The sequence below is a fragment of the Candidatus Glassbacteria bacterium genome (assembly GCA_019456185.1).
Taxonomy (GTDB): Bacteria; Gemmatimonadota; Glassbacteria; order GWA2-58-10; family GWA2-58-10; genus JAJRTS01.
The window spans coordinates 1-3312 of record VRUH01000115.1 but is presented as its reverse complement, the minus strand read 5'-3'; the positions used below and the strand labels follow the sequence as shown (position 1 = coordinate 3312).

The following is a 3312-nucleotide window of genomic DNA, read 5'->3' as shown; positions in this document are numbered from 1 at the left end:
TCGGCGGCAGGGGAGCGTTCCCCTGGTGGCAGAGCGACGGACCGGTACCGAGCAACACCCCGGTAGTTGTCTATGTCGACGGCTCCCGCGGCTGCGACCTGGAGACTCCGGAGGTCAGCCTGGAGGCGGGAGAGAAATCGCTGACAGTGACGTTCGAGGGGATGGAATACGAAATCAGGGTTCCGCTGCTTAAACCGTGATGAAGCCCTGCCGTGGCCGCTGCCGCGGGAATCGATTCGACCTGGCGCGCGATCGCCTGCCGGACCTGATTGTCCCCTGGCCCGAGATGGAGGGAAGCCGTGAAGAGATCGATGGTTGCGCTGACAGGATTAGCCTTTGCCATCGTTGCCGCATGTTCCGGAGGTTCCAGGGAACTCGAAACCCCGCAGCAGCGGACGGATGCGCTAAGCGCGGCGGTGCTGAAGATGATCCGCGCCGAGCACATGGCGATGGCCGGTGAGTTGGAAATGGACGCGGAGGAAATAGCAGCCGACAGCGCGTTTCATCGCGCGGTGCGCCTCGATCCCGAGTGCGTGGAGGATTGGGTGCAGACGGGTGAATCGCTCTGCGGTGAACAACTGCTTTCCTTCCTGGAGGCCTCGGGAAAGCTGGATGAATTTGCCGAATCCGGCCAGCCGGCGTCGGTGGTGCGCGAGGTGCTGTCCAAAGCTCCCGAAAGCGCGGATCGGGTAGGCGCTGGGTTCGACGGGTACGCCGCGGCGTTCCAGCTCTGCCTGGAGGTGGAGCGTGACGGTACTCTGATGCAGGATTTCCTCCCGTTCCTGGTGGCTGTCGGCTGCCCGCTGACCCTGAGCGACCTGGGACTCGAAGAGATCAGGGCGGGCAGGCTTAACGAACTGGCGGCCGAAGCCGCGGGGCTGACAGGCAGGATGCCCTATCCCGCGGGACAGGAACATTACTTTATCACGTTCATCAAGCTCAACAACTGGGCCGGCAAGTTCAGCGGACAGGTGACCGCCGATACCCTTGCCGCAGAATTACTGTCAACCGAAGGCTCGGAAAGAGTGATCGGACATCTGCGCAACAAGGGGACGATGACGGTCGGTTTTCTGGGCGACAGCCACATGGACGGTATCCACTGGTCCACCCAGGCTCCGTTCCCTGATATTGTCAGGGGTGTTTTTCGCCGGATCAACGCCAGGGTGAGAGTTGTCAATGCCGGCAAGGGCGGCGACGACTCCGGCGAGGCGCTGGAGCGGATCGATGAGGACCTGATTGCAAAACGCCCCGATATCACTTTCGTTATCCTCGGCGGTAATGACGCCCGGCATTGGGGCGGTCCCGCTCCCGCGGTCACGCCCGGGCAGTACCGGCGGAACATGATCGAGATCGTCACTCGCCTTCGCGAGGCGGGCAGCAGGGTGGTGCTGATGGGTTACCCGCTGAGTCCGACGCGCAAAGGTGCCGACCTGGATGTATTCCTCGCTCTCCGCGAGCAACTGAGGTCGGTCGCCGACTCGCTCGGCACGGGCTTCCTCGACATTGCAAAAGTTCTCGACGCCGAGCCGGCGGAGTTGGTGTTCGCCGTGGACATGATCCATTTCGACCCGGCGACCCACATGAAGATTGCCGGGATGGTACTGGCCCGCCTGGCGGCGATGGATTCGCCGGATCAGCTGAAATAATACTTTGAAGCCACTTTTCAATGCGGAGGCAACCATGCGCGCCACGGTTTTCTCGCTGGCTGGCTTGTTACTTTTCCTCGCCTCGCCGTCGGCGCAGGCGAGGGACTACTATCAACTTCAGCGCGCCGGCTGGGTAAACGGCGGCCTGGTGCTCGGCTGGGGCAACCACGAGGCTTTTATCTTCCGTATCCGTCGCGGCGGCGCCGGCCCTTACGAGCAGGAATGGCGGCAGTGGCTCTCCGAGCACAGCGAGGAAACTGTCCTGGCCGCTAAAAAGGCCGGGATCGAGGTTTTCCATACTCACGGGTACAAAGGGTTCGGCTACGAGGCCGAGAAGGACGAGATGAAACTGCTGGCCGGCTTGAGCAAACTTGTCCACAAGCACGGCATGAAACTCGATACCTACAGCCAGGTGATGACAATCGTGCCGGAAACGTTTTTTCCGGAGGAGCCCCGTGCGGCAGACTGGGTGCAGCGCATGCCGGACGGGACTCCGATCCTGCTGACCTACGGTTTTCAGCAGTCCTACCGCTACAAACCCAGTATGCTCCACCCCGGCTACCGCGAGTACTACAAGGAAAAAATCCTCCGCACCCTGATCGGGAAATGCGACACCGACCTGCTGCATTTCGACAACTATGACTGCAACCTGGAACCTGAGAGTGACCGCAGTCCCACTGCTGTCAAAGCTTTCCGGGCATACCTGGCGAAAAAATATCCGACGGACAGCCTGCGGACCGAGCGGTTCGGCCTCACCGATTTCAGTTATGTCGATCCACCGATGTGGAACCAGACCAACCGCCCCGGGGCTATCGATGTGATCCGCGACCCGGTTCAGCAGGAGTGGATCGATTTCCGCTGCTGGGCGATGGCCGACTGGCTGCGGGAGATGGTGGAGTTCGCCAAGGAGCTGAAACCCACCGTGGCGGTGGATGTCAACCCCCACGGCCTGATCGGACGCAACCGCGCGTTCCAGACCGCGCTCTGGCACCCGTGGTTCATGAAGTACACCGAGCTGATCTGGAGCGAGGAACAGAACTACGCCGATTACGATTCCCGCGGGGTTATCACTTCCAAGATCAGGACTTACAAGCTGGGCCGCACGCTGGACAACTGGATTCTGACCTACAAGGGTACGGACCTCCAGCACGCCGAGAACCTGGCGTTCAACCAGACTATCGGCAATATCGGCCTGGGGCAGGACGACACGCCCAACGACCGCTACCACAAGTTCTACCTCAAATACCGGAATCTCTACACCGGTACTGTCAACCGCGAGGACGCGGCCCTGCTGCGCAGTTACGCCACCATGGCCTACAACAACCACCGCGCGGCGCTGGAACAGTGCATGTTCGAGCAGGCGATGATCCAGGGCCAGGTGCCGTTCGACCTGATTTTTGACGAGCAGATGGACGACCTGGCCCGCTACCGGGTGATTGTCCTGGCCGGGCAGGACAACCTGGCCGATGAGCATCTCGCGCGGATCGAGAAGTTTGTCGAGAGCGGCGGAGGACTGGTGCTTACCGGCATGTCGGCCAGCCGCGACCACTGGGGCCGCCTCCGTCCGCGGCCCGGTCTCGCCGGTGTGATGGAAATGGACTCGAGCTGGAACGCAACGGCCTCCTCCTACCACGACCGGATCAGGAGCAGCCGCGGGGGACGAGTG

2 protein-coding genes are annotated in these 3312 nt (G+C 61.7%); both read left to right on the top strand.

Annotation, left to right across the window (positions count from 1 at the left end):
• Nucleotides 1-299: 299 nt before the first annotated feature.
• The gene (locus FVQ81_18180; protein MBW7998459.1) at nt 300-1646 is read left to right on the top strand and encodes a hypothetical protein; all 1347 of its coding nucleotides are present in this window, start codon (nt 300-302) and stop codon (nt 1644-1646) included.
• Between the two features lie 34 nt (nt 1647-1680).
• On the top strand, nt 1681-3312 hold a 1632-nt coding region (locus FVQ81_18175; protein MBW7998458.1), incomplete at its 3' end, for a hypothetical protein.